Source organism: Pseudomonas sp. MWU12-2020, from assembly GCF_023100605.1.
Lineage (GTDB): Bacteria > Pseudomonadota > Gammaproteobacteria > Pseudomonadales > Pseudomonadaceae > Aquipseudomonas > Aquipseudomonas fluorescens_H.
Map to the genome: position 1 here is coordinate 587,848 of NZ_JALMEX010000001.1, position 23,784 is coordinate 611,631.

Sequence of the window (23,784 nt, forward strand, 5' to 3'; positions counted from 1 at the left end):
CGGGCTTGCTCGCGAAAGCGTCAGTACATCCAGCACCTTCATTGCCTGATACACCGCTGTCGCGAGCAAGCCCGCTTCCACATGGGCAGAATCGCGGGTCAGAAAGACCGGGCGAGCATCGCGATCAGCCGCTCACCAAACAGCGTCAGCGCCACGCCCAGCAGCACCACCACTGCGCCCGCGATCTTGATCGATGCCGCCGGACGGACCACTGCGCCCAGCCAGCCGAAGTGATCGATCGCCACCGACGACAGCAACTGCCCGGCGATGACCAGCACCAGCAGATTCGCCAGACCGATGCGCGGCGCCAGCCACACGGTGCAGAAAATCGCCCCGGCGCCGAGCACACCACCGACCAGACGCCAGCCGGGTTGCGCCGGGATCACACTCAAGGCATCGCCCAGACCACCGCGCATCCATGCCAGTGCACCCAGCACCAGCATGCCGCTGAGAAACGAGTAGAACGCCGCTGCCAGCGTGTTGCCGGTCATGGCCCCGGCCAACTGACTGTTAACCGCCGCTTGCACGGCAATCGCCACACCGGCCAGCAAGGCCAGCACAAAGGAAATCAGGATCATGACCGTGCACCTCTCAGTGGGCATGCAGCGGGGCGAAATGCTCCGCGAAAGGATCAGGGCTGTAACCGGCGGCATTGAACAGGTAGCTGCGCGACTCTTCCGTGGCCCGGTTCAGTTGTTCGCGATCCACGCCCAGCACCACGCCCGCCTGTTTGCGAATGCGCCCGGCGATGATCACGGTGTCGATATCGCCGCGTTCGGCGGCGTGCACCACCGTGCCCAGGGCGTTGTTCGACGGGTAGACGCTGAGGTTGTCGGTGCGGATCAGCACGATGTCGGCCTGCTTGCCCGGAGTGATGCTGCCGATGCTCGCTTCGAGGCCGGCGCATGCAGCGCCATCAAGGGTGGCGGCCTTGAGCAGTTGCGCGGCGCTGACCAGTTCCGGCGCAGGCTGACCATGGAAACGCGCGCTGTGCGCCGCCGCCCGTTGCAGGTAAAACGCCACGCGCATTTCACCGAACATGTCGCCGCCGTAAGAGCTTTCGTTGTCGACGCTCAGGCCCGGATGCAGGCCGTGATCGACAGCTTTCTGCCAGGCGAACACGCCGTCTTCGAGCCCGTAGTGCGCGTCGGAGCGCGGGCAGACGTTCACCTTGACCCCGGCGTGGCGCAGGATCGACCAACCGTGATCCGGCAGGCAGGTGCAGTGGTTGAAAATATTGTCCGGGCCCAGCAGGCCCTCTTCGTGCAGCGCATCCAGCTCCGCCGCCATACCGGCGCCGAAGAATTCGGTGACGATATTCAGGCCCAGTTCGCGGGCAACTGCCCATTGTTCGCGGTCGAGTTGCGCCATCATCGCCAGGGTCACCAGCGAGTCGGGCGAACCGGCGTACTTGTCTTTGATACGGCGCAGATCGCCCGGCCACTGCGTGGACTCCCACTCACCGGACAACGGCGCACCCGGCGCATGCACCGCGCGGATGCCGGCGTCGTGCAAAGCGTCGATGGCCGCATCGGAATGCGCGCCGCTGCGGGCGTTGTGTGAGTTATCGATGATGGTGGTGATGCCGGCGTTGATCGCACCCAGCGCCGTCAGCAGGTTGCCGACGTACATATCTTGCGGACGGTAGTATTTGGCAAAGGAAAAATGCGTGGCGTTGCAGTAGTCTTCAAGCGTCGGCGAGTTCGGGTTGATCCGGCGCAACTGACCTTCCCACGCGTGGCGATGGGTATCGACCATGCCGGGAATCACGATCATGCCTTTGGCATCGATGACTTCAGCGTCGGGAGCATTGAGGCCTACGCCGACCTCGACGATTTCCGTGCCACGAATCAGCACATCGCCTTCGATGAAATTGCCCAGGCGTTCGTCCTGGGTGACCAGGGTTCCGCCCTTGATCAGTAGCAAGCGTTGAGCATCGGGCAACGGTTTGAGCGCGGAAGTCAAAACATCGAAATGAGCATTGAAAGACATGGTGGGCTCCAGGGGGACGGTCGGCGCATTGGCCTGTAGCCGCATTGTCTGACCCGGAAGCTTTATTTAGAATGCCAAAACATCTACAAACATTGTGAAGCTGGGCATACATAATGCGCGACCAAGAGTTTGGCCATCTCAGGGCGTTTTTCGCCGTCGCCCGCGAGCGTAATTTCTCCCGAGCGGCGCAGGCACTGGGGGTTTCGCCATCGGCACTGAGCCAGACCATCAAGGGTCTGGAAGAGCGTCTGGGGGTACGCCTCCTCAATCGCACCACGCGCAGCGTGTCGACCACCGAGGCCGGGAGTAAATTGTTCGAACGCCTGGGCGAGATCTTTGCCGATCTGGACGCAGCGCTGGAACAACTCAACGACTACCGCGACACACCGGTCGGCACCCTGCGCATCTGCGCGCCGCAGGTAGCGATGCTGCACTTCATCCAACCGATCCTGCCGGCATTTCAAGCGACCTACCCGGACATCAAGCTCGAACTGACCACCGACGACAGCACCGCCGACATCGTTGCCCAAGGCTACGACGCGGCGATTCGTCTGGGTGAGTTCATCGAACAAGACATGGTCGCGCTCAAACTCAGCGAACCGCTGACGCAGATCGCCATCGCCTCGCCCGACTACCTGCAAGGCAAACGTCGCCCGCACGAGCCGGCCGACTTGCTGGATCACCGCTGCGTAAACTGGCGGCGCTCCGGGGAGTCCGGGCTGTACAAGTGGCGGTTTTTCCGCGATGGCATGCCGTTCGAATTGAGCGTGAAAGGTTCTCTGGTGGTCAGTGACTGCGCCGTTGCCATGCAATCGGCGCTGGATGGGCTGGGTATCACGGTATGGATCCGTGAGTGGATCAAGGACGAACTCGACAGCGGTGCACTGGTGGCGCTGCTGGAAGAGTGGTCGACACCCTTCCCCGCGTTCTACCTGTATTACCCGAGCAATCGCCAGATGTCGTCAGCGTTGCAAGCCTTTATCGGCGCCCTGCGCAAGGCGCACTAGGCGACGCTTGCCCCGCTCAGGTTCGGGCACTCTTCACGACCGCCATAGAACATGGCCTTGGCGCCAATCGTCAGCAACGACAGCAGCGCAAACAGCAACCCGCACCAGATCGTGCCCGGCAGGCCCCAGGTGTCGATAAACACCCCACCGATCCACGAACCGAGGGCGATCCCGGCATTGGCCGCCGACACATACAGGCTGGTGGCGAACGAATGCGCCTCGGGCGCGGCGCTGGTCAGCCACATCTGGGTGATGATCATGCCGCTGGTGTGAATCGCGCCCCACAGCAGCACGATAAGCAACATCGAGCCCAGCGAAGCACTGCCGAACACCGCCAGAATCAGGTAGGCGATGCTCAACAGAATCGGAAACAGCAACGCAGTCGCCACCAGATGTGTGGCCAGTGCGCGCCCGGCCAACAGGTTGCCCAGCACCCCGCCGACACCGAAGATCACCAACAGGAAACTGATGGTTTCACCGTCCAGGCCGGTCTGGTTTTTCAGGTATTCGGCGGCGTAGCTGTACACCGCAAACTTGGTGGTGAACACCAGCACCGTGGCGATGATCGCCAGCCACACCGGCGGCTTTTTCAGGATCGACAGCTGACTTGCGAAGCTCTCCGGCGCAGCATTCTGCCGAGGCAGCCTGAGCAGCAATCCGAGCCCGGCGAGCAACGTCGCGACGGCGCAGAACAGAATCGACGCCTCATAAGAAAACCGCCCGGCGACCCATGCGGTAATCGGCACACCGAACACCAGTCCGAGGGTGGTACCGATGAAGGCGACCGTGGTCGCGTGGGTCGCACGCTCCCTGGGGTACAGCGAAATCGCCGCAGCAAACGCCGCCGAGAAAAACACCGGGTGCAACATCGCCGGAACAATGCGCAGCGCCATCAACGTCGAATAGTTCGGCGCATAGGCCGACAGCACGCTGCTGACGGAAAAACACAGCAGCGCACCGACCAGCACTTTCTTGCGGTCGAACCGCGAGAACACCAGCACCAGAAACGGCCCGGACAGCGCGACGATGAACGCGAACAGGCTCATCAGCAAACCGGCCTGGGCGACACTGACACCGAAACGCTCGACGATCAGCGGCAGAATGCCGACCACGCCGAGTTCCAGGGTGTACAGCCCGAACAGGCCCAGAATGATGAAGGGCATGACGGACATGGGATGGGGGGAACGGTTCATAGACTCTCATCAAAAAAAATGAAAAATTACCCAGACAACACGGCCCCTTGTAGGAGTGAGCCTGCTCGCGATGGCGGTGTGTCATTCGGCATCATCGGTGACTGATTCACCGCCATCGCGAGCAGGCTCACTCCTACAGGTGGTTTCAGGCCTTGTTGAAATCGACCACAACCTTGCCGAACGCCCCGCGATTGAGATGGGCGAACGCTTCAGTCACCTGATCGAAGGCATAGGTCGCATCGATCACCGGTTTGATCCCGTGGTGATCGATCATCCGCACCATGTCCTCCAGCGCCCGACGCGGGCCGACGGCCACCGCAACGATTGAGGCGCGGCTGCCGAGCAGCGGCATGATCGGCGTGCGCAACTCGTCAGAATCGAGCAGGCCGATGATCGACACCCGACCTCCAGGCACCACTGCCTGCAGAGAGCGCCCGAGGTTGTCGCCGCCGGCCATCTCCAGAATGTGATCGGCGCCGCGCCCGTCGGTCAGTTCCAGCACAGCGGTGTGCCAGTCCGGGGTGGTGCTGCGGTTGATGCCATGAGTGGCGCCCAGGGCGATGGCGTGGGCGATCTTGTCGTCGCTGCTGCTGGTGACGATGACGTTGGCGCCACTGGCCGCCGCCAGTTGCACGGCAAACAGCGAAACCCCGCCAGTGCCTTGCACCACCACGGTTTGCCCGGCGTGCAGATGCCCCAGTTCGATCAACGCCATCCACGCGGTCAGTGCGGCGATCGGCAGTGTGCTGGCCTCGACTGCACTGAGGTTTTTCGGCGCGCGCACGCACCAGTCGGCCGGCGTGGCAACGTACTGCGCCAACATGCCGGGAATCGGCCCACCCTGGGTCGGCATCTCGGCCCAGGTTTTCGGATTGCCGTCGATCCAGTTGGTAATGTAGGTGGAGATGACTTTGTCGCCACTCTGAAAGCGCGTGACGCCCTCGCCGACCGCGACCACGGTACCGGCCATGTCCGAGGCTGGCGTGAAGGGGAATTTCAACGCCGCGGTCATGCCGTTTTCCGCGACTTGGGTATCACGGTAATTAAGCGAAACCGCATCGATCTTGACCAGGATTTCTCCGGCTTTCGGGGTTGGTCGCGGGGCCTGGACCTGGCTGAGGTTGGCGAGGCCAAACGCGGAAATTTCCCAGCGCTGCATAATGTCGGACATGGCGATAATCTCGGTAGAGGACTGTGGCGCCGATGATAGAAGCCATGCCCCCGGCTGATTAAGTGGGTCGCCACTCCGTTATATACGGACGTTTTGTTCCGCAATGACTAAGGTAAATTGAACCCCACCGGTGAAATCGAGAATCGTGATGGACAGCCTTAATGCGTTGAATGTGTTTGTGTCGGTGGCGGAAACTCGCAGCTTTGTCGCCAGTGGGCGCCTGCTTGGCGTGTCGGCTTCGGCAATTGGCAAAAGCATCGTGCGCCTGGAAGAACGCTTTGGCGTGCGCCTGTTCAATCGCAGCACGCGCAGCATCACGCTGACCGAGGACGGCACGCGGTTTCTCGAACGCAGTTTGCGCATCCTTGCCGAGATCGAAGCAGCGGAAATGGAGTTTTCCCAGACCAACGCCGACCCGCGCGGGCGTCTGAAGATCAGTTTGCCGCTGGTGGGCGAGCCGTTTTTACCGGTGCTGGCACGGTTCAAGAAAACCTACCCGACGGTGGATCTCGACCTGACGTTCGATGACCGCCGGGTCGATGTGATCGAGGAAGGCTACGACGCGGTGTTGCGGGCCGGAGATGTCCCGGATTCCAGCCTGACCTCGCGCCTGATCGGTAGCTACCGGATGATTCTGGTGGGGGCGCCGCTCTACTTTCAGGCCCATGGCGTACCGCAGCAAGCCACCGATCTGCTCAGTCATTCGTGTATTCAGTTTCGCTTTCCCAACACCGGCAAGCTGCAGGTCTGGCCGTTGCGCGAAGCCGGCCAGGAAGTCGATCTGCAGGTGCCGACCTCGATGGTCTGCAACAACCTCGAAGCGCGGATCTGCTTTGCCCTGCAAGGCCTGGGCATCGCCTATCTACCGGACTTCTGCGTCAGCGAGGCCTTGGCCGATGGGCGCTTGCAACGGATTTTGCCCGACTGCGCAGAGACAGGCGTCTACCGGATCATGTGGCCCTCGGGCAAGCATCCACAGCTGAAACTGCGGGTGTTCATCGACTTCCTCAAGGAGCATCTGTTTCCGCAGCAGACGCCGGCTTAGCCAATCAACGCTATCAACTGATACCGCTGCGCATCGGTCAACATCGGCCCGAATCCGGCGCCGGCGTTGTCGGCCATGTAGCGCGGATTGCCGGTGCCGGGGATCACGCAAGTCACCGCCGGATGCGAAAGCAGATATTTCAGCGCCAGTTGCGGCCAACTGTTGACCTGCACATCCGATACCCAGCCCGGCAGCGGCTTGCCCTTGAGCCGTGTCAGCAAGCCGCCGCCACCGAACGGCCGGTTACAGATCACCGCCACCCCGCGCTCGCGGCACAACGGCAGAATGCGTTTCTCCACACCACGGTCATCGAGGGCGTAGTTGATTTGCAGGAAATCCAGTTGTTCGGCCCCGAGCACTGCCTCGACTTCTTCATAGGCCGACGGCGTGTAATGGGTGATGCCGATGTAGCGAATGCGTCCCTGCGCTTTCCATTCGCGAAGGGTCGGCAGATGGCTTTGCCAGTCCAGCAGGTTGTGGATCTGCATCAGGTCGATGCGTTCGGTGCGCAGCAGGCTGAAGGATTGCTCCATCTGCGCGATGCCCTCCTTGCGCCCGCGGGTCCACACCTTGGTCGCCAGAAATGCCGGCGAGCGTGGTTCGTGGATCGACAACAGCTCGCCAGTGGTTTGCTCGGCGCGGCCATACATCGGCGAGCTGTCGATCAGCGTGCCGCCCTTTTTGAACAGTTCATCGAGCACCGCCGGCAGTTGTTTATAGACGGGGTCGCCGGGCGCAACATCGAAGCCGCGGTACGTGCCCAGGCCCACCATTGGCAACAGCTCGGAGCTTGAAGGGATGGCGCGGGTCTGCATGGTCTGGTCTCCTGCCGTGCTGGGCGAAGTGGCCGGCGGCGTGGCGGTGGCCAACGCCCGGTCAAAGGTGAAGACCGCCGAAACCCCGGCAGCCAGTGTGAGCAACCGGCGCCGGGAGTAACCCTCAGTGTGGCTCATGCTGGTTCCCCTGCTGCGTGAAGCTGTTGCACGTTGTGTGCGACGGCTGCCCGTCTACTGCGCTGGACTACACTGCGACAGCGAACACCCGCGCCCGGTTAAAGTTAGTCGAATGTCCAGAAAACTGATGTCACTCGTCGCCTTGCTCATCGCCCTCTACCTGCTGCTGTGCGGGGCGCTGTTCGTATTTCAGCGTTCGCTGATCTATTTCCCCCAGCCTGACAGCGCCGTCGCCACGACGGATTCGCGGTTGAAACTGACGATGCCGGATGCCGATGTGTGGGTAGCCACGCGCGCACATGTCGGGCCGAAAGCACTGATCTACTTTGGCGGCAATGCCGAGGACGTGTCGCGCAATCTGCCGTCGTTCAGCGAGGCCTTTCCCGACTACGCGCTGTTTTTGCTGAACTATCGGGGTTTCGGTGGCAGCGGCGGCTCGCCCTCGGAGGAAGCGATCGCCGAAGATGCGTTGGCGCTGTTCGATCAGGTGTACGCCAGCCATCCGCAGATTGCCGTGATCGGCCGCAGCCTGGGTTCGGGGGTGGCGGTGCGCCTGGCGAGTCAGCGCCCGGCGAAACAACTGATTCTGGTGACGCCGTACAACAGCCTTGAAGACATCGCCGTCCGCCAATATCCGTGGATGCCGGTGAAGTGGCTGCTGAAGGATCGCTTCGAGTCGGGCCGCTATGCCGCGCACATTCGCGTACCGACCTTGCTGTTGGCGGCCAGCGATGACGAGGTGATACCACGGGACAGCACGCAGCGACTGCTACAGAGTTTCCCCAAAGGCGTGGCGACGCTGCGAGTGGTGCCGGATGCGGGGCACAACTCGATTTCCGAGCGAGCGCAGTATCTGCAGTGGATGGAGGATGTGCTTGATCGCTGATAGCCGGTTATTGCGTTGTCTGGACTGACCCCTTCGCGAGCAAGCCCGCTCCCACAGTGGTTCAGCGTCAACCGGACAAAATGTGGGAGCGGGCTTGCTCGCGAAGAGGCCAGAAGAGACTGAAATCGAGATCTTCGCCGGATCTCAAACGAGCAATCCTGCGCTCTTCAGCAGCTCATGCAATCCCTTTGGAACCAATGGCGCGTGCTCGCTGAAACTTGAGCTGTCATGCCAGCGGATGGTGAAGGGAGCCCCGTCACTTTCATGGCCATGGATTTGTGCAAGTTCATACGCGTCAGGATCAGCAAACGTCGCATCGTAGACCTGGACAATTTCATGCCCCGGTTTGCCGTTGTAGACGAACAGACTTTCAAGTGTGCCGAGCAGTCGTAAGTCGGTCACGGACAAGCCCAGCTCCTCCTGTACTTCACGCACGACAGCCTCCGCACTGGTCTCGCCGAACTCGATACCACCGCCAACAGGCCGAAAACAGATTTGCTGGCTGACCGGGTCACGAAATTCATTAACCAGAATTTTGCCGTTATGGTGAAAAACACAGATTGCGAGCGGGCGAATACGTCGTTCGGCCATAGGATGAAGTCCATTTACGGATGTGAGGCGCGGAATTTAACCACGATTCGCGCTGCACATCGGTGGACGTCTATTGCAACAGGCCACCTCAGACCGGAGAAATCGTCGCAAGCATTCCGATCAGAATGGTCAACGTCAGAAACCCACCCAGGAAAATCGCCATCTTGTTCATGCTGCTCTCCTCAATACTGAGCTGGCGGTGCACCGGGCGCTTCGGGATGAAGGACTGCCGCGAGTGACCGAACTGCCGGGCTATTCTGAGCGCCTGACTGAACCGGTTACAGAGGCAGATCCAACAGAAAAATACGGATCAGATGCCCATCTGATCCGCTTCGGCCATGGTCTGGTATTCAGATCGACGCACAACGGTTCGTGATCCGCCGCTTTGAACTAGAGTGAGTGCCGTCGCGCGAGAACAACAACAATCCCAGGAGTGGTCAATGTCCGAATTGAACCTGCACCCCAACGCCGCCGAATCCCTGAAGCACTGGCACGAGATGATCCGCACCGGCAACCTCAAGGCCTTGCCCGAACTGCTCGATGCCAATGCCGTGTTCCGTTCGCCCATGGCCCACTCGCCCTACCCCGGCGCGCCAGTGGTGACGATGATCCTCAACACCGTGTTCAACGTCTTTGAAGATTTCAAATACCACCGCGAACTGGCGACTGCCGATGGTTTGAATGTGGTTTTGGAGTTCAGCGCCAAAGTGGGGGCGAAAGAGCTGAAGGGCATCGACATGATTCGCTTTGATGAGAGCGGGAAGATTGTCGAGTTCGAGGTGATGGTGCGGCCGTTGAGCGGGTTGCAGGCGCTGGGGGAAGAGATGGGGCGGCGGCTTGGCGCCTATCTGGCAAAAGCGAAACCTGTGTAGGAGCTGCCGAAAGGGGTTTGTGGCACAAAAAAGCCCACTGACCGTTACCGGTTCAGTGGGCTTTTGCGTATCTGGCGTCTAGTTACAGAGCCATGTCACGTGCAGCATTTTCCTTCGGCGCTGCAGCTTTTTCAGCGGCAGGTGCGGCCGGAGCAGCCGCCTGACCGATTACCGGAGGCGTTGGCAGTTCGAGGATCTTGGCGGTGTACGCCCACTCTTGTGCCACTTTGGCCGGATCGCTGTTCAGCTGGGTGCCGTAGCTTGGCACGATCTGGTGCAGCTTGGCTTGCCACTCAGGGGTGGCGACTTTGTCTTTGAAGACTTTCTGCAGCACGCTCAGCATGATCGGTGCAGCGGTCGACGCGCCTGGCGATGCGCCCAGCAGGCCGGCGATGGAGCCGTCTTGTGCAGCAACGATTTCGGTGCCCAGTTTCAGCACGCCGCCAGCGGCTTCATCACGCTTGATGATTTGCACGCGTTGGCCGGCCTGCCACAGGCGCCAGTCTTCGGCTTTGGCGTTCGGGAAGTATTCCTTCAGCGCGTTCATGCGGTCTTCATCCGACAGCATCAGTTGACCGGCCAGGTACTCGACCAGCGGGTATTCCTTGATGCCGACCTTGGTCATAGGCCAGATGTTGTGGGTGGTGGTGCTGGTCAGCAGGTCCAGGTACGAGCCTTCTTTGAGGAACTTGGTGCTGAAGGTCGCGAATGGGCCAAACAGGATGACGCGCTTGCCGTCCAGAACACGGGTGTCCAGGTGCGGAACCGACATCGGTGGTGCGCCAACCGAAGCTTTACCGTAGGCCTTGGCCAGGTGCTGCTCGGCGATGGCCGGGTTATCGGTCACCAGGAACGAGCCGCCGACCGGGAAGCCAGCGTATTCCTTGGCTTCAGGAATGCCCGACTTCTGCAGCAGATGCAGAGCGCCGCCACCGGCGCCGATGAACACGAACTTGGCGTCGGTTTCGGTCTTGGTGCCGTCTTTCAGGTTTTTGTAGCTGACGCGCCAGGTGCCGTCGGCGTTCTTGGTGATGTCTTCGACTTCACTCGACAGCTTCAGATCGAAGTTAGGCTTGGTCTGCAGGTAACCGGCGAACTGGCGGGTGATTTCGCCGAAGTTCATGTCGGTACCCAGCGGGCTCCAGGTGGCCGCGATTTTCTGGTTCGGGTCACGCCCTTCCATCATCAGCGGGACCCACTTCTTGATCACAGCCGGGTCTTCGGAGTACTGCATGCCGGCGAACAGCGGGCTCGCTTGCAGGGCTTCGTAGCGCTTTTTCAGGAACTTGATGTTGTCATCGCCCCACACGAAGCTCATGTGCGGAGTGGTGTTGATGAACGAGCGAGGGTTCTTCAGAACGCCTTGCTGAACCTGCCAGGCCCAGAACTGACGGGACACCTGGAACGCTTCGTTGATCTCGACGGCTTTCGGGATCGTCACGTTGCCTTTGTCGTCTTCCGGGGTGTAGTTCAGCTCAGCCAGGGCGGAGTGACCGGTACCGGCGTTGTTCCAGCCGTTGGAGCTTTCCAGGGCGACGCCGTCCAGGCGCTCGACCATTTCCATCGACCAGCTTGGCTCTAGCTCATTGATCCACACACCCAGGGTGGTGCTCATGATGCCGCCGCCGATCAGCAGTACATCTACTTTCTTCGCTTCTGCAGCATTGGCGGAAGACATCCCCATCGCCAAAGCCAGCCCCAGCAAGGCCGTGTTCACTTTCTTAAACATCTGTTGCACCTATGATAAAACGCCTTCCGCCCGCCGCTGTTGTACGTGTGGGAGCCTTTTTCGCGACACTCAGGCCAGGGTCGCGAGCACCTTCACACTGCAATTTTGACGGGTGGGCACACAAGGCCGACGGACTGCATCGACCTCAGTTAATGTCCCTTCTGAACTGACTTCTTATCATTATTGGCTTCAGCTACTTGAGCGACAGGGATTCCGTCAGCCCGCCCCAAGGGCAGGCAGACTGAATTAGGTCAAACCAAGTTGGCGCGAAGAATATCACGTCAGGGCAAACCCGCGCGTCTGTTCCCGACTTGAGAGTCTTTTTCCGCTCTGGGCGTTATCGGCCGGCCTGGGCGGAACATGACCCTGCGGCCGCTCTGGCTGAAGTCTTTCAGCGATTCGCGCAGGGCTGACAGGCAAATCGGGTCTACAGTTAATAGCAGGTGCCTTGCTCACCAGGCGCTCACTGAGTCCTGTGCTTCGATGGAACTCCCTCCTTTCGCACACCTCTCACGCTATGTAGTACTTCCCTTTTGCTTCGCGCTTGTGGAGGAACACCGTCATGCGCAAGTTATTGCTCGTTTCGTCGTTAATCTTATGCCTGCCATTCGGCTCGGCCATGGCCCGTGTGGATGCCAAGGACGTCGCTACCTCGGCCGGGGTATCCGCTTCGCTTTATTCAACCTTCAAGGACCACAAGATGGTCATCCCCGCCCGTGACGACCTGACGGCATTTGTCGCCAGCGACGGTGCGATCCGAGGGGTCTATCTGGAGTCTGTATTGCAACAGGTGCGGCAGGACAATCCCGGCATCAACGCCAGTGATGAAGAGCTGGCCAACGCGATACTGGCGCATTACGAAGGCCTGAATCAGTAACAAGCCCGTATAGCACCGCCGATGGATGGAACTGAGCGACCATGGGCAAACTGGCCGAACGGCCTCTATGATGGAGGCCATGACGACTCCTTTGCCCATTCGCTCGCCCTGCCCACCCGGCGCCTGTATTTGCGGGCGCGATCCATTGCTGGAAACGCCCGGCGCGGATATGCGCATCTTGCTGCTGACCCGGCAGGAAGAAAAGCGCCTGCTCGAACGTCTGGAAAACCTGCAGAGTCTGGCCGATCTCGAACGCCTGCAGCGCAAGATGTTCGAGCAGTTGGGCATTCGCGTGGACGTCGCACCGGGCTTCAATGAGGTGCGCACCATGCGCGGCATTGCAATCGTCATCGACGAACTGCCCGGCCTGTGCCGCAAAACCCGGCAAGCAATCCCGGCCGCGATCCGCCGAGGTCTGGAAAATCGACCGGAAATTGCTTTCGAGCTACTCAACGCTCATGACTTGCTGCGCGACGCCTGATTACTTTTTCAGGCCCAGCCGTTTGCGCATGTCTGCGGTGATGCTCTGGCGGGTTTTCTTCAGGTCTGCCCACGGCTCGTCACCGACCTCCGCCAGGCGCTGGTGGACGTTGCTCACGTTCCACTGATCGGCCCCCTTCAGCTCGGCCACCTCTTCGCGATAAATCGGCACCGATACCGGCAAGCCTTCACGGGTGCGCGCAGCGTAAGCGCAGATCGTCGTCGCGCCAAGACCGTTACGCAGATAGTCGATGAAGATCCGTCCAACCCGATTCTTCGGCCCCGAAACCGCAGAAAACCGTTCCGGCAACAGCTTGGCCATATGGCTGACGATCGCGTGGCTGAAGTCCTTTACCTCATCCCAGCCAAGTTTGCGCGTCAACGGCACCACCAGGTGAATGCCCTTGCCGCCGCTGGTCTTGAGGAACGCCTGGAGTCCCAGTTCATCGAGTACGGTCAGGGTCAGTGCCGTGGCTTCCACCATGCTTTTCCATGGCAATGCCGGGTCGGGGTCGAGATCGAGGACAAACCGGTCAGGCTTGTCCAGATCGACCGTGGTGGCGTTCCAAGTGTGCAACTCGACCGTGCTCATCTGCACCGCGCCGATCAACGCTTCGGCGTTGTTGATCAGCATCACCGGCTGGCCAGTGACATCCTTGTCCAGCGTGGTGATGCCGGGAATCGCCAGATGCTCGGCGTTTTTCTGGAAGAACAGCTCGCCGGCGATGCCGTCCGGCGCCCGTACCAGCGCGACCGGGCGATCCTTGAGCTGCGGCAGAATCCACTCGGCGACGCTGGCGTAATACTCGGCCAGTTGCATCTTGGTGGTGCCGCTGACCGCATCGATCACCCGATCCGGGTGAGTGATACGCACCTTGCCGCTGGCCAGCCCCAGCTGTGACGGCGCCGGTTCGGCTTTCTTTGACTCAGCCGCTTTATTTGATTCGGCAGCTTTCTTCGACGCGGCCGCTTTTTTCGCAGGGGTGGCTTTCGCTGAAGTTTTCACGGGTTTCGCTCGCTCCTCGGTAATCGCCTTGGCCGGTTTGTCATTGCGCAGACCATGGAACACGGCGTGGCGTACCGAGCCGTCCTTGGTCATTTCAGCGAACGCCACTTCTGCCAACAGATTCGGTTTGAGCCAATGCACGCCTTTGGCTTCGAAGCCGCTCGGCGGATTGACCACCGCCGCCTTCTTCACCTGCAACGGTTTGAGCTGGGCGAGGATGCTTTTCAGCGTGGTTTCGTTGAACCCGGTGCCGACCTTGCCGGCATAGCGCAACTCGCCGCTGTCGCGATCATGCAGGCCCAGCAGCAACGCGCCGAACGCACTGCGCGAACCTTTCGGATCGGTGTAGCCGACGACCACGAATTCCTGCCGATGCTTGCATTTGAGCTTGATCCAGTCACTGCTGCGCCGCGACACGTAAGGCGAGCCGAGGCGTTTGCCGATCAACCCTTCCATCTGCATCTGGCAGGCGCTATTGAGCAGTGCGTCCGCCGTTTCGTCAAAGGCTTCGGAGAAGCGCAGCAACGGCTGCTCATGCCCACCGAGCACCGTGGACAACGCCGCGCGGCGCTCCTCGACCGGCACTTCGCGCAGGTCGACACCGTTGAGGTACGGCATGTCGAACAGGTAGTACATGATGCTGGCGCTGCGCCCGGCTTCGAAGGCGTTTTGCAGCGCCTGAAAGTCCGGTACACCGCGCTCGTTGGTGACCACCACTTCGCCGTCCAGCCATGCCGATTCAAGGCCCAGCTCAGCGAGGGCCTGCGCCTGTTGCGGCAGTTTGTGCGTCCAGTCGTGACCGTTGCGGGTGAACAGTTGCACCTGATCGTGATCGATGCGCGCCATGATCCGGTAGCCATCGAACTTGATCTCGTAGCTCCACTGCCCTTCGGGTGCGCTGTCGACCAGGGTCGCCAGTTCCGGCTTGAGTTGCGCCGGCAGTTTGGCCTTGCGTGCACCGGTGAGTGTTCCGGACGCCGCTTTGCGAGGTTTGGCCGCAGACTTTTTCACAGGTTTGGCTTGCTCGGCGGCGAGCCTCGGTTTGCTGATCAGGGTACGCTCGCTGAGCACACTGTCCGGCTCTGCACTGAGCACGTCATAGTCGTCTTGCGGGCGGGCGGCGCTGTCCTGATGTTTGATCAGAAACCAGTTTTCCTTCTTGCCCGGCATGTGCGTGCGCACCAGATTCCAGATGCCGGAGAGCTTTTCGCCTTGCAGTTCGAACTTGAGTTTGCCCTTGGCGTAGGCCTTGGCCGGATCCTCCAGCGGAATCCACACGCCGCGATCCCAGACGATCACATCGCCCGCGCCATAATGCCCCTCGGGAATGCTGCCCTCGAACGTGGCGTAATCCAGCGGATGGTCTTCGACGTGTACCGCCAGGCGCTTGACCTTGGGATCGAGCGACGGCCCCTTCGGCACCGCCCAGCTCTTCAGCGCGCCATCGAGCTCCAGGCGGAAGTCGTAATGCAGGTGCGAAGCGTCATGCTTCTGTATGCAGAACTGCAGCGCATGGTCGCTGGCCTTGCTGCGGCCACGGCGTTTGACGGCGGCGGGCTCGGACGTCGCCGAAAAATCGCGCATGCGGTTGTAGTCGTCGAGGTTCCTGGTCATGGCGCACCTGCCTTGTGTCAGCCAATGCGGGTCACGGTCAGCGCGACCACGGCGATCCGGTCCACTCGCTGGTAACCGGGGTTCAACAACTCTTCACCGAACACGTCCGGGTCCAGTTCGCGATAGGTCCAGGCGAATCGCGTCGAGTCCAGGCGTGGCACCACGGTGTCGAAAAACGGATCGCGGCCATCGACCATCGCCACGCCGGTGTAGAGCAGCAACGAACCACCGGGGGCCAGCCGATTGAGTGCCTGCTCGACGATACGCAGCGACAATCCGGCGCCGAGCGAGCCACCGCCATGCCGATAAGCACGCCCGGCCGGGTCGGCCATGTACGGCGGGTTGGCGACAATCAGGTCGAAGCTGCCTTCGGTGCCCTGCAACACATCGCTGGCCTGCACCTCGACATTGGCGACCTCGGCCAATGCCGCGTTGATCGCGGTCAGGCGCAGCGCGGCGGGGTTGATGTCCACCGCCAGCACCTGCGCTTCACGCCGGGCGCGGGCAATCAGAATCGCCCCGACACCAGCACCGCAGCCGATGTCCACGGCACGCTGGATCGGCGCAAAACTCTGCTGCAGATGCGCGTGAATCAGTTGCGCAAAACGGTAGGTGTCGGGGCCGAAAAACACCGAGTCGGCGGCGTCGGTGGGAAAGCCCGAATGCACGAACAGCAAGTCATCCAGACTCGACCAGCGCACCCGGCTCTTCAAGCGGCCGTCGTAGACGTCAATCACTTGCGCATCCTGCAATTGCCGTTGTTCGTCGGCAGACAACAGCCCCGGCTCGAACGGGCGCGACCAGCCGAAGACGTCGCGCAGGGTGTCGGCGACCTGCCCTTCGTCACGCTGGTTGACGCGCTGATGAGTCAAGGGTGTCGGCGTGACGAAACGGTAGCCGTCAGCCTGCAAGCGCCGGCCGAGTTGCAGCAGTGTCAGGTCGTTGGCGGACAGTTGTTCTTCCTGATTCATGGAGATTTCCTTAGCGCAGACTGGATTTGAGTTCGATAAAACGACGTGTCGCCAGCAGACCCGCCGGGTGCGCGTGCCGGGCCGGTGACAACCATGGGATCAGCGTCGCCATTTGCGCGTGTCCGTCCTGACCTTGCAGCGCGGCCGTCAGGCGCTGCACATCGGGATCGTGTTCGGGCACGGCGGCGTCCGGGGTGGCGACCTGACGAGTGCGTCTTGGCGCCTGGGCTTTCTCGGACGGCGTCCAGTCGCCGGCAATCCAGTCGTGCAGCAGCTGCTTTTCATAGGGGCTGAACACGCCGAACATCGCCGCACCGTCGCCATCGATCAACTGCCAGAAACGGCTGGCCTGCGGATCTTGATTGCGCTTGATCCAGCCTTTGTCCTGCATCGCTTGAAGGAATCCGGGCAATTGCTCGGGGGTGGCCAGCCACTGATTGACGGTTTTGCCTTCGAAGCGGCAGTAGTCGGAATGCATGTGCTGGCCGAACGGACGTTTGCGCTCGAGCATCGCCAGCACTTCCTGTTCAAGGTCGAAACCTTCGATGATTGCGCGGCTGCCCTGCCCCAGGTCGTTGAGTCGATAGCCCAGCGACACCCGGCGCAGAAATTCGCCACGATCAGCCTCCAGTGGCAGCAGGTCGAGCACCGACTGCACGGCTTTTTGCGCATGGCCGGTGCTTGCATTGTCGATGGTCACATGCAGGGTGAAGTAGTACGGATCGATGCCCAACTCGCTGAGTTCATAGGCACTGATCAGCAAGTGCAGCGGCAGTTGTTCGTAGCCGAGGTTGTAGCCGATCACCTCGGGCAGAAAGCTTTCGCCACAGGCACCGAGTGCCAGTTGCAGCGCGCCTTGCAGATAGCGCTCGTCAGCGATGGCGCCGGCGTCCTGCAAGCCGTGTTCAGCGAGCAGTTTGCGATAGATCACCACATGATTCTGCGCAGGGTTGCCGTCGCCGAGTTCTTCCAGATAGGTACACAGCAACCCGTCGAAACGCGGGTCGCGCCATTGCGGCAACAAACCGTATAACCACGCGCCATCCACCAGTTTGGTCGGCGCCACGGCTTGCAGAAAGTACAGCGCATGGGCTTTGTTGCTGAAGAACTGGCGCGGCCCACCGGCCTTGCGCTGTTGCAGGTAGTCGGCGTATTGCCGGGCAACGTCGGTGCAATGTCCGGCGACCCAGTTCTGCCAGGCAGACGGATCCTGCGGTAGCGCTTCGGGTAACAGCGCGGCACGGTGCAACTGCTCGGCGAGAAAATCCCGGGCAAGATTTTCAGGCTGATCCTCGAGCAGCAGTGCCTCATAAATACGCCGCAATTCACCGTTGGCAGTGATGGGCTGGTGCTGCGCACTCGGCGCATGCAGAGGGGTCAGGGCAGTCATGTCAGTGTTCTCGCTCGGTTGGCCGGTCAGGGCGTTGTTTCACGCCTCTACAGCAGCAGAGCAACCGCTACGGAGAAAAATTCAATCGACATGAAAATTGCCCTGACGGACGGACCATCGCGGCCCCGGCACGGGCTGCCCGAGACCGCGATTTTTGACGGTATTTCAGACCTGACCTTTGGCCTGAGCCTCCAGGTGCACCTGCAATTGCGGGGCGATCTGCAGCGCCGCAGCCAGTTCATCCAGGTAGGTGCGTTCGGCGTCTTGCTGGTCGTCCACCAGGATCACGCTGACCAGGTACATTTCGGCGGCCATGGCCGGGTCGCCGTTGGCGGCCTCGGCTACTTCGTTCGCATCCAGCGGTTTGGCAACTTCAGCGTTAAACCATTGCTGCAATCCTGGATCGTCGGTGTGTTTGCCAATCTCTTCATCGATCATTTGCCGTTCCCGTGCGTCGATCTCACCGTCAGCCTTGGCTGCCGCGATCAGCGCCCGCAGCACAGCATGCCCGTGTTCCTCGACCTCGGGCCCGGCCAGCAGATTTGCGGTTGGCGGAATCTGCTGTGGTGCGGCCGATGCCTGGCTGCGTTGCCAGGCCTGATACGCCTGGTACGCCATCATCCCCAGCGAGGCCAGTGCCGCATAATTGGTACCGCCGGAACGACTTTGTGTACCGCCGCCACCGAGTGCCCCGCCCAGCGCGCCGCCCAATCCACCGCCGCCACCGCCGCCAAGCAAACCACCCAGCAATCCACCCAGACCGCCCAGCCCACCGGACTGCGCGCCACTGGCGCCTGTACTCGCGCCGCCGCCCAACAGGCCTCCGAGCAAGCCGCCCAGTCCGCCCAGACCTGCGCCAGCCGAGGCGCCACTAGATTGTCCCGCCGAGGCCTGGCCTCGCAGCAGTTGTTCGAGCAAATCGCTGGTGTTCATGATCTCGTCCTCAGGCATTGGCAATAACTGCGTCAGGCAACGATAGACCGCCGACGCCGGCGCGCCAGCACCGTTTGGCTGACACCGGCTGCCTTCGGCGGATTTCGCCGAGGTATTTTTTGTGCGGCCAGCTAAGATTCAAAGGTGATGAACCTTATCCCGGCCTGACCGGTCGATAGCTGCAACCCGACTCGGTTTGCCGGCGCCCTTTGCCAAAGGGTGATAACCGGCTTGCTTCATTTATCTGGAGAACGCCCCTGTGATATCGACCGTACACATCGCCAGGCTCAAAGCATGGGGCGCCCATGGTTTTACCGCGACCGGCGTGGTCACTGCATTTCTGGCGACCCTCGCCCTGCTGGAGAACCAGCCGACCCATTGCCTGATGTGGCTGGGCGTGGCGTTGATCGTCGACGGCCTCGACGGGGCGCTCGCACGCAAGGTCAATGTGCAATCGGTGCTGCCGAGTTTCGACGGTTCGATCCTCGATCTGGTGATCGACTACCTGACCTACGTGTTCATCCCGGCGCTGTTTATCTACCGCTACATTCCCCTGCCCGACTACACCTTGCTGCTGAGCGTGTCGCTGATTCTGGTGTCGTCGCTGTTCTGTTTCTGCAACGTCAACATGAAGAGCAAGGACAACTATTTCGTCGGCTTCCCCGCCGCGTGGAACGTGGTTGCCCTGTGCCTGTACATCATCAATCCGGGGCCGTGGATCACCTTTTTGACCATCATCGGTCTGGCGCTGTTGACCGTCACCCGCATGAAATTCCTCCACCCGTTCCGCGTGCGCCGGTTCATGCCGATCAACATCGCGGTCACGGCGATCTGGCTGCTGTGCAGCCTGTCGCTGGTGCTCAATCACCCGGTGATCAATCCGCTGGTGATGGGTTTGTGGCTGCTGGCGTCGGCGTACTTCCTGGGGATCTGCATCTGGCGTACGGCGCTGGAGTGGGTGGATGGGGCGCATTTGAAATAGCGCCATACCTGCCAAACACCATTCCCCTGTAGGAGTGAGCCTGCTCGCGATGGCGGTGTGTCAGTCGGATATTTTTCTACTGCCACACCGCCATCGCGAGCAGGCTCACTCCTACAAAGGTTTCATTGATCTTTCAGCGTTTGGTGATGACCACCTCAAGGTACTCGCTCGGCATCACCAGCGATCGCTCTCCCACCCGGTTCGAGCGGTTGAGCAGGTCCGCCAGGTCACTCTCCAGCGCCTGCCCGCTTTCCGGCGGCAGTGCCGCAAAGGCCTTGTGCACCGGCCCGTACCAGTGGCGAAAAATGTCGATGAAATGCGCCGCCGAGCGATAGCGGAAGTTGAACGTGCGCCGCGTGACCTGCAGCAGGAACTGGCGCTCATCGAAGTGGCTGTGCAACCACGCTTCGGTGCCCCAGTTCGACGGCGGCTGGGCCACGGCGGGCGGCGGCACGTGGCGGCCGAGGACTTTGAACATCTGGCCGACAAAGCCTTCCGGCGTCCAGTTCGCCAGGCCGATCCGCCCGCCCCGTCGGCAGACCCGCGCCAATTCCGCAGCCGCGGTGGCCTGATCCGGGGCGAACATCACGCCGAACGTCGAGAGCACCGCGTCGTAACTCTCGTCGGCGAACGGCAATGCTTCGGCATCGGCGACCTGAAAAATCACATCAAGATGCTCGGCCCGCGCCCGATCCTGTCCACGCTCCAGCAGCGCCGCGACATAGTCGGTCGAGGTCACCTGACAACCGCGCCGCGCCGCCGCCAGAGTCGCATTGCCATTGCCGGCGGCGACATCCAGCACCTCCTCATCGCAGCGCAAGTCGCAGGCCTCGGCGAGGTTTTCGCCGACGATCTGCAAGGTGGTGCCGATCACCGCATAATCGCCGCTGGCCCAGGCGACTTTCTGGCGCTCTTTCAGGCCCGTCAGATCAATGGGGGTACTCATCAATCGTGCTCCGCTGCAGGTTGGGGGGACTGGCCCACTCACCCCACTATCGCGCCGAGGGTCAACGGCGTCCCAGTCAATCGTCCGAAGAGCCGCTAAAACAGTGGCCGGGCCGATGAGTGGCGGGATTTTGTAAAGCCCTCGAAACACTGGCGGGATTGCCACGGGCGGGGCAATCGGCTCTTATGCCTTCCCGTCTTCCGCGAATGGACTCCCACAATGTCCCTGCGTCTCGAATGGCTCGTCGATCATCTGCAGCACAGCGACACTTACGCCGAGTGGATTCACCGCCAATTCGCCTACGAGTATGCCGAGCAACCCTTGGCCGAATGGCAACGCGAGTTCTCTGCCGGCCAGAGCAATGGCGACTGGCCGTGCCTGATTGCGCTGGACGGTGAGCGCCTGCTCGGCGGTGCGGCGCTGGCCCGGGCGGATCTGGCCCAGCGCCCGGATCTCGGCCCGTGGCTGGCCTGTGTGTTTGTCAGCCCTGAAGCCCGGGGCCAGGGTCTGGCAGAGCGTCTGATCGAAGGCATCAGCCAGGCGGCGAAACAGCGTGGCTTCGCGCGTTTCTATCTGCATACGCAAAGCAAGCAGGAGTACTACGCCAAACGTGGCTGGACCGTGCTGGAGCGCTTTCGGGCCTGGGACAACGATCAATGGCTGATGGTGCGCGACCTGTGAACGGGCGGCGACTGGCACTAAACGACGGAATGGAGCATCACAAATCCCCTGTGGGAGCGGGCTTGCTCGCGAAAGCGGTGTGTCAGCTAGCCGATTAGTTGACTGATACAACGCCTTCGCGAGCAAGCCCGCTCCCACAGGGGGATTGTGTGTGCCACAAACGCTGCATCTTGCTCCAGCCCGGCTAGACTGATTCATTACCCGGTCGAGGGGGAATGCAGGACGGAGTCAGCTGTGCCCTGCCCACTTCTGTGACCACTGCCCTGCGGCCCATGCCTCGACATCGTTTTGCCACTGGACGGTGATCCTGTATCAGGAGCACTCGTGATGGACGAATCAAGGCTCAATGCATTCATGGGCAAACTGGTCAACGACATGGGCGGCGCCGCAATGCTGGCGAACGTGATCGTTGGCGAAGAACTCGGGCTGTACCGGGCAATGGCCGACAGTCAGCCGATTACCCCGCAAGCCCTCGCCGAAAAAACCACCTGCAACCCGCGCCTGGTGCGCGAATGGCTCAGCGCCCACGCCGCGTCCGGCTATATGGAACACCACGATGGCCAGTTCCGTCTGCCGGAAGAGCAGGCGCTGGCCCTGGCTGTCGAAGACTCGCCGGTGTATGTCGCCGGCGGACTCGGTGTGGTGGCGTCGTTCTTCCACGACAAGGACAAACTGGTCAAAGCCATGCGCGGCAACGGTGCCCTGCCCTGGGGCGATCATCACCCCTGCATGTTCAGCGGCACCGAACGCTTCTTTCGCCCCGGCTACAAAGGTCACTTGATCGCGGAATGGCTGCCGGCGCTGGAGGGCGTGATCGCCAAACTTGAAGACGGCGCCAAAGTCGCCGACATCGGCTGCGGCCACGGCGCCTCGACGGTGATCATGGCGCAGGCGTTTCCCAACTCGCAATTCGTCGGCTTTGACTTCCACGCGCCGTCGATCACCGTCGCCACCCAGCGCGCCGAAGAAGGTGGCGTCAGCAGCCGGGCGAAATTCCTCCAGAGCACTGCCAAAAGTTACCCCGGCAGCGACTACGACCTGATCTGCTACTTCGACTGCCTGCACGACATGGGCGACCCGGTCGGCGCTGCGCGGCATGCATTTAAATCGTTGAAGGATGACGGCACGGTGCTGCTGGTCGAGCCGTTTGCCAACGATGCGCTGGACGACAACATCAACCCGGTTGGGCGACTGTTTTACGCGGCCTCGACCTTTATCTGCACGCCGAATTCGCTGTCGCAGGAAGTCGGCCTGGGGCTGGGTGCGCAGGCCGGTGAAATGCGCTTGCGCAAGGTGTTTGCCGAGGCCGGGTTCAAGCATTTCCGCCGGGCGACGCAGACGCCGTTCAATCTGATTCTGGAGGCGCGCAAATAGATCACCGCTATCACCTGTGGCGAGGGAGCTTGCTCCCGTCGGGTTGCGAAGCGACCGCAACAACAGGCCTGCTGCGCAGTCCAGCGGGACCAAGCTCCCTCGCCGCAAGGTTAATGCTAACCTGCGGGCATCGTCCTCCCCGGAGTGCTGACCATGCTCGACAGCCCGACCCGCGAACACCTCGATACCTTGCACCAGGCCATGGCCGATGGCGATTTCCTGGTGCTGACCGGCGCTGGTATCAGCACGCCGTCGGGCATCCCGGATTACCGCGACAGCGAAGGTGTGCGCCGTGGCCGGCAGCCGATGATGTATCAGGAATTTCTCGCCGCCCCGGAATCTCGTCGTCGCTACTGGGCGCGGGCCATGCTTGGCTGGCCGCGGGTGCGTCAGGCGCGACCGAATGCGGCGCATGCAGCACTGGCCGAGTTACAGCGCCAGGGACTGATCAGCGCCTTGATCACGCAGAACGTCGATACCCTGCACGATCAGGCCGGCAGTCAGGACGTGATCGAATTGCACGGCAGCCTGCACCGGGTGCTGTGCCTGGATTGCGGCCAGCGCAGCGCGCGTGACGACATTCAGCAGCGGATGGTCGAGCAGAATCCGTATCTGGCCGGGGTCGACGCGGTGCAGGCGCCGGACGGCGATACCCTGCTCGACCCGGCCTTCGAAGCACGCTTCCAGACACCGCAGTGCCCGTATTGCGCCGGTGAACGGATGAAGCCGGACGTGGTGTTTTTCGGCGAGAACGTGGCGCAACCGACAGCGGCGCGAGCCATGGCGGCGGCAGAGAATGCTGCGGGATTGCTGGTGGTGGGTTCGTCGCTGATGGCGTATTCGGCGTTTCGTCTGTGCCGGGTGATTGCTGATCGGGGCAAGCCGTTGCTGGCGATCAATCTGGGCAAGACCCGCGCCGATGATCTGCTGGATCTGAAGATCGAGGCGTCATGTGAACAGCTGCTGCCGCTGCTGGTGCAACGCTTGACTTCCTGAATGCCGAAAATCCCCTGTAGGAGCTGCCGAAGGCTGCGATCTTTTGACTTTGTTTTTTAGAAGCAAGATCAAAAGATCGCAGCCTTCGGCAGCTC

The 23,784-nt window shown here is 61.4% G+C and carries 23 protein-coding genes; 11 read left to right on the forward strand and 12 right to left on the reverse strand.

Annotation, left to right across the window (positions count from 1 at the left end):
- Nucleotides 1–98: 98 nt before the first annotated feature.
- Both M0814_RS02795 and M0814_RS02800 read right to left on the reverse strand, forming a co-directional pair.
- A complete protein-coding gene (locus M0814_RS02795) occupies nucleotides 99–578 on the reverse strand; it encodes a DMT family transporter (protein ID WP_003226134.1) in 480 nt (159 codons plus the stop codon).
- Between the two features lie 13 nt (nucleotides 579–591).
- On the reverse strand, nucleotides 592–1,992 hold the full coding sequence (locus M0814_RS02800; protein ID WP_247868457.1) for an amidohydrolase family protein: 1,401 nt from the start codon (nucleotides 1,990–1,992) through the stop codon (nucleotides 592–594).
- A 113-nt stretch (nucleotides 1,993–2,105) separates the two neighbouring features.
- Between M0814_RS02800 and M0814_RS02805 the strand changes: the two genes are divergently transcribed.
- Nucleotides 2,106–2,999, forward strand: coding sequence for a LysR family transcriptional regulator (locus M0814_RS02805; RefSeq protein WP_045122530.1), 894 nt, complete (start codon nucleotides 2,106–2,108; stop codon nucleotides 2,997–2,999).
- On the opposite strand, the gene M0814_RS02810 is transcribed toward M0814_RS02805, so the two are convergent.
- Together M0814_RS02810 and M0814_RS02815 are read right to left on the reverse strand one after the other, a co-directional pair.
- Entirely contained in the window at nucleotides 2,996–4,192 is a 1,197-nt protein-coding gene (locus tag M0814_RS02810) for an MFS transporter (RefSeq protein WP_103484845.1), read from the reverse strand. The genes M0814_RS02805 and M0814_RS02810 overlap by 4 nt on opposite strands.
- A 145-nt stretch (nucleotides 4,193–4,337) precedes the next feature.
- Nucleotides 4,338–5,363, reverse strand: a complete 1,026-nt coding sequence (locus M0814_RS02815; RefSeq protein ID WP_003226140.1) for an NAD(P)-dependent alcohol dehydrogenase — start codon at nucleotides 5,361–5,363, stop codon at nucleotides 4,338–4,340.
- A 148-nt stretch (nucleotides 5,364–5,511) separates the two neighbouring features.
- Between M0814_RS02815 and M0814_RS02820 the strand changes: the two genes are divergently transcribed.
- Nucleotides 5,512–6,408, forward strand: coding sequence for a LysR family transcriptional regulator (locus tag M0814_RS02820; RefSeq protein WP_103484846.1), 897 nt, complete (start codon nucleotides 5,512–5,514; stop codon nucleotides 6,406–6,408).
- Here the strand turns inward: M0814_RS02820 and M0814_RS02825 are convergent.
- On the reverse strand, nucleotides 6,405–7,361 hold the full coding sequence (locus M0814_RS02825; RefSeq protein WP_177434723.1) for an aldo/keto reductase: 957 nt from the start codon (nucleotides 7,359–7,361) through the stop codon (nucleotides 6,405–6,407). The two genes, M0814_RS02820 and M0814_RS02825, sit on opposite strands and share 4 nt — an antisense overlap.
- 112 nt (nucleotides 7,362–7,473) lie before the next feature.
- Between M0814_RS02825 and M0814_RS02830 the strand changes: the two genes are divergently transcribed.
- Complete coding sequence (locus M0814_RS02830) at nucleotides 7,474–8,247, forward strand: alpha/beta fold hydrolase (protein WP_103484848.1); 774 nt, start codon at nucleotides 7,474–7,476, stop codon at nucleotides 8,245–8,247.
- Nucleotides 8,248–8,391: 144 nt separating this feature from the next.
- Here the strand turns inward: M0814_RS02830 and M0814_RS02835 are convergent, their stop codons facing one another.
- Nucleotides 8,392–8,838 carry an NUDIX hydrolase gene (locus M0814_RS02835; RefSeq protein WP_003226146.1) on the reverse strand — a complete coding sequence of 149 codons (447 nt, stop codon included), beginning with the start codon at nucleotides 8,836–8,838 and terminating at the stop codon, nucleotides 8,392–8,394.
- Nucleotides 8,839–8,911: 73 nt separating this feature from the next.
- Between M0814_RS02835 and M0814_RS02840 the strand changes: the two genes are divergently transcribed.
- Both M0814_RS02840 and M0814_RS02845 read left to right on the forward strand, forming a co-directional pair.
- On the forward strand, nucleotides 8,912–9,214 hold the full coding sequence (locus M0814_RS02840) for a hypothetical protein (protein WP_158547270.1): 303 nt from the start codon (nucleotides 8,912–8,914) through the stop codon (nucleotides 9,212–9,214).
- Nucleotides 9,215–9,278: 64 nt separating this feature from the next.
- Nucleotides 9,279–9,710: a nuclear transport factor 2 family protein gene (locus tag M0814_RS02845; protein WP_103484849.1), complete on the forward strand. Its 432-nt coding sequence runs from the start codon at nucleotides 9,279–9,281 to the stop codon at nucleotides 9,708–9,710.
- A gap of 82 nt (nucleotides 9,711–9,792) precedes the next feature.
- Here the strand turns inward: M0814_RS02845 and mqo are convergent, their stop codons facing one another.
- On the reverse strand, nucleotides 9,793–11,439 hold the full coding sequence (gene mqo / locus M0814_RS02850; protein ID WP_003226151.1) for a malate dehydrogenase (quinone): 1,647 nt from the start codon (nucleotides 11,437–11,439) through the stop codon (nucleotides 9,793–9,795).
- A 562-nt stretch (nucleotides 11,440–12,001) separates the two neighbouring features.
- Between mqo and M0814_RS02855 the strand changes: the two genes are divergently transcribed.
- Nucleotides 12,002–12,316, forward strand: a complete 315-nt coding sequence (locus M0814_RS02855) for a DUF2388 domain-containing protein (RefSeq protein ID WP_003226153.1) — start codon at nucleotides 12,002–12,004, stop codon at nucleotides 12,314–12,316.
- A gap of 79 nt (nucleotides 12,317–12,395) precedes the next feature.
- A complete protein-coding gene (locus M0814_RS02860) occupies nucleotides 12,396–12,797 on the forward strand; it encodes a hypothetical protein (RefSeq protein ID WP_045122535.1) in 402 nt (133 codons plus the stop codon).
- On the opposite strand, the gene ligD is transcribed toward M0814_RS02860, so the two are convergent.
- The 4 genes from ligD to M0814_RS02880 all read right to left on the reverse strand — a co-directional run bounded on the left by ligD (nucleotide 12,798) and on the right by M0814_RS02880 (nucleotide 18,710).
- The gene (gene ligD / locus M0814_RS02865) at nucleotides 12,798–15,416 is read right to left on the reverse strand and encodes a DNA ligase D (RefSeq protein ID WP_103484850.1); all 2,619 of its coding nucleotides are present in this window, start codon (nucleotides 15,414–15,416) and stop codon (nucleotides 12,798–12,800) included.
- A 17-nt stretch (nucleotides 15,417–15,433) separates the two neighbouring features.
- Nucleotides 15,434–16,387: a class I SAM-dependent methyltransferase gene (locus M0814_RS02870; protein ID WP_103484851.1), complete on the reverse strand. Its 954-nt coding sequence runs from the start codon at nucleotides 16,385–16,387 to the stop codon at nucleotides 15,434–15,436.
- Nucleotides 16,388–16,397: 10 nt separating this feature from the next.
- The gene (locus tag M0814_RS02875) at nucleotides 16,398–17,777 is read right to left on the reverse strand and encodes an iron-containing redox enzyme family protein (protein ID WP_103484852.1); all 1,380 of its coding nucleotides are present in this window, start codon (nucleotides 17,775–17,777) and stop codon (nucleotides 16,398–16,400) included.
- 165 nt (nucleotides 17,778–17,942) lie between these two features.
- Nucleotides 17,943–18,710: a tellurite resistance TerB family protein gene (locus M0814_RS02880; protein ID WP_103484853.1), complete on the reverse strand. Its 768-nt coding sequence runs from the start codon at nucleotides 18,708–18,710 to the stop codon at nucleotides 17,943–17,945.
- Nucleotides 18,711–18,969: 259 nt separating this feature from the next.
- Between M0814_RS02880 and pcsA the strand changes: the two genes are divergently transcribed.
- Nucleotides 18,970–19,692 (forward strand): phosphatidylcholine synthase, encoded by a 723-nt coding sequence (gene pcsA, locus M0814_RS02885; RefSeq protein WP_003226166.1) that lies wholly within the window; start codon nucleotides 18,970–18,972, stop codon nucleotides 19,690–19,692.
- A 133-nt stretch (nucleotides 19,693–19,825) separates the two neighbouring features.
- Here the strand turns inward: pcsA and M0814_RS02890 are convergent, their stop codons facing one another.
- Nucleotides 19,826–20,638 carry a class I SAM-dependent methyltransferase gene (locus M0814_RS02890; protein WP_103484854.1) on the reverse strand — a complete coding sequence of 271 codons (813 nt, stop codon included), beginning with the start codon at nucleotides 20,636–20,638 and terminating at the stop codon, nucleotides 19,826–19,828.
- A 219-nt stretch (nucleotides 20,639–20,857) separates the two neighbouring features.
- Here M0814_RS02890 and M0814_RS02895 point away from each other — a divergent pair, with 219 nt between their 5' ends.
- The 3 genes from M0814_RS02895 to M0814_RS02905 all read left to right on the forward strand — a co-directional run bounded on the left by M0814_RS02895 (nucleotide 20,858) and on the right by M0814_RS02905 (nucleotide 23,689).
- A complete protein-coding gene (locus M0814_RS02895; protein WP_103484855.1) occupies nucleotides 20,858–21,319 on the forward strand; it encodes a GNAT family N-acetyltransferase in 462 nt (153 codons plus the stop codon).
- A gap of 327 nt (nucleotides 21,320–21,646) precedes the next feature.
- Entirely contained in the window at nucleotides 21,647–22,693 is a 1,047-nt protein-coding gene (locus M0814_RS02900; RefSeq protein WP_103484856.1) for a class I SAM-dependent methyltransferase, read from the forward strand.
- A gap of 153 nt (nucleotides 22,694–22,846) precedes the next feature.
- Nucleotides 22,847–23,689: an NAD-dependent protein deacetylase gene (locus tag M0814_RS02905; protein WP_103484857.1), complete on the forward strand. Its 843-nt coding sequence runs from the start codon at nucleotides 22,847–22,849 to the stop codon at nucleotides 23,687–23,689.
- The last annotated feature ends 95 nt before the right edge of the window (nucleotides 23,690–23,784 follow it).

Coding starts and splice junctions, on each gene's coding strand:
- M0814_RS02805 (WP_045122530.1), top strand. CDS start 2,106: ATGCGCGACCAAGAGTTTGGCCATCTCAGGGCGTTTTTCGCCGTCGCC.
- M0814_RS02900 (WP_103484856.1), top strand. CDS start 21,647: ATGGACGAATCAAGGCTCAATGCATTCATGGGCAAACTGGTCAACGAC.
- M0814_RS02815 (WP_003226140.1), bottom strand. CDS start 5,363: ATGTCCGACATTATGCAGCGCTGGGAAATTTCCGCGTTTGGCCTCGCC.
- M0814_RS02795 (WP_003226134.1), bottom strand. CDS start 578: ATGATCCTGATTTCCTTTGTGCTGGCCTTGCTGGCCGGTGTGGCGATT.
- M0814_RS02895 (WP_103484855.1), top strand. CDS start 20,858: ATGTCCCTGCGTCTCGAATGGCTCGTCGATCATCTGCAGCACAGCGAC.
- mqo (WP_003226151.1), bottom strand. CDS start 11,439: ATGTTTAAGAAAGTGAACACGGCCTTGCTGGGGCTGGCTTTGGCGATG.
- M0814_RS02810 (WP_103484845.1), bottom strand. CDS start 4,192: ATGAACCGTTCCCCCCATCCCATGTCCGTCATGCCCTTCATCATTCTG.
- M0814_RS02880 (WP_103484853.1), bottom strand. CDS start 18,710: ATGAACACCAGCGATTTGCTCGAACAACTGCTGCGAGGCCAGGCCTCG.
- M0814_RS02845 (WP_103484849.1), top strand. CDS start 9,279: ATGTCCGAATTGAACCTGCACCCCAACGCCGCCGAATCCCTGAAGCAC.
- M0814_RS02835 (WP_003226146.1), bottom strand. CDS start 8,838: ATGGCCGAACGACGTATTCGCCCGCTCGCAATCTGTGTTTTTCACCAT.
- ligD (WP_103484850.1), bottom strand. CDS start 15,416: ATGACCAGGAACCTCGACGACTACAACCGCATGCGCGATTTTTCGGCG.
- M0814_RS02870 (WP_103484851.1), bottom strand. CDS start 16,387: ATGAATCAGGAAGAACAACTGTCCGCCAACGACCTGACACTGCTGCAA.
- M0814_RS02855 (WP_003226153.1), top strand. CDS start 12,002: ATGCGCAAGTTATTGCTCGTTTCGTCGTTAATCTTATGCCTGCCATTC.
- M0814_RS02830 (WP_103484848.1), top strand. CDS start 7,474: ATGTCCAGAAAACTGATGTCACTCGTCGCCTTGCTCATCGCCCTCTAC.
- M0814_RS02860 (WP_045122535.1), top strand. CDS start 12,396: ATGACGACTCCTTTGCCCATTCGCTCGCCCTGCCCACCCGGCGCCTGT.
- M0814_RS02890 (WP_103484854.1), bottom strand. CDS start 20,638: ATGAGTACCCCCATTGATCTGACGGGCCTGAAAGAGCGCCAGAAAGTC.
- M0814_RS02800 (WP_247868457.1), bottom strand. CDS start 1,992: ATGTCTTTCAATGCTCATTTCGATGTTTTGACTTCCGCGCTCAAACCG.
- M0814_RS02820 (WP_103484846.1), top strand. CDS start 5,512: ATGGACAGCCTTAATGCGTTGAATGTGTTTGTGTCGGTGGCGGAAACT.
- M0814_RS02905 (WP_103484857.1), top strand. CDS start 22,847: ATGCTCGACAGCCCGACCCGCGAACACCTCGATACCTTGCACCAGGCC.
- M0814_RS02875 (WP_103484852.1), bottom strand. CDS start 17,777: ATGACTGCCCTGACCCCTCTGCATGCGCCGAGTGCGCAGCACCAGCCC.
- M0814_RS02825 (WP_177434723.1), bottom strand. CDS start 7,361: ATGAGCCACACTGAGGGTTACTCCCGGCGCCGGTTGCTCACACTGGCT.